General features: G+C 68.4%; 1 pseudogene. It reads right to left on the bottom strand.

Annotated elements, in window-relative coordinates:
* Window positions 1–770, bottom strand: a pseudogene (locus JCM9942_RS17275) (Mur ligase family protein); the annotation flags it as partial.

The raw sequence follows: 770 nt of genomic DNA, 5'->3' as shown, positions 1-770 counted from the left end.
GCCGGCCACTGGACGCGCCTGCGCCAGGCCTTCGACCACCTGGGGAAAGGCGATGCCGGCGGCCAGCGCCAGCGAAGCGGCGGCCAGCGCGTTGAGCACGTTGTGGCGACCGGGCAACTGCAGTGCCACCGCAGCCTGGCCCTGCGGTGTTACCAGGGTGAAGCGCGAACCTCGGCGGCCAGCACGATCTCCGTGGCACGCACTTCGGCACTGTGTTCCAGGCCGAAGCGCAGCACCTGGCAGCGCACCGGGGTACCGAGGAAATGCTGCTCGAAGAACGGTGCGAACGCATCGTCGGCATTGATCACCGCCACGCCCGCTTCCGGCAGCGCCGCGTAGATGGCGCCCTTGGTGGTAGCCACGCCGAGCAGGCTGCCCATGCGTTCCAGGTGGGCGGCCGCCACGTTGTTGACCAGCGCGTAGCGCGGACGGGCGATGTCGGTGAGATAGGCGATATCACCCGGCTTGCCGGCACCCATCTCGTAGACGGCGTAGTCGGCATCTTCCGGCGCATCGATCACCGCCAGCGGCAGGCCGATCTCGTTGTTGCGGTTGCCGGGAGTGGCGTAGACCTGACGCTGTTCCACGGCCTGGACATGCTGCAGGATCGCCAGCAGCAGTGCCTTGACGCTGGTCTTGCCGTTGCTGCCGGTGATGGCGAACACGCCGGTGTCGCGCCCCTGCTGCATGGCCGCGGCGATTTTCGCCAGCGCCAGCTCGGTGTTGGCAACCACGACCTGCGGCACGTCCAGCGGCTGCAGGGTGTCGAC

Origin of the sequence: Stenotrophomonas pictorum JCM 9942 (assembly GCF_001310775.1) — a bacterium.
GTDB lineage: Bacteria > Pseudomonadota > Gammaproteobacteria > Xanthomonadales > Xanthomonadaceae > Stenotrophomonas > Stenotrophomonas pictorum.
The sequence above is the reverse complement of the archived record's forward strand: the minus strand, read 5'-3'. Positions and strand labels throughout refer to the sequence as shown.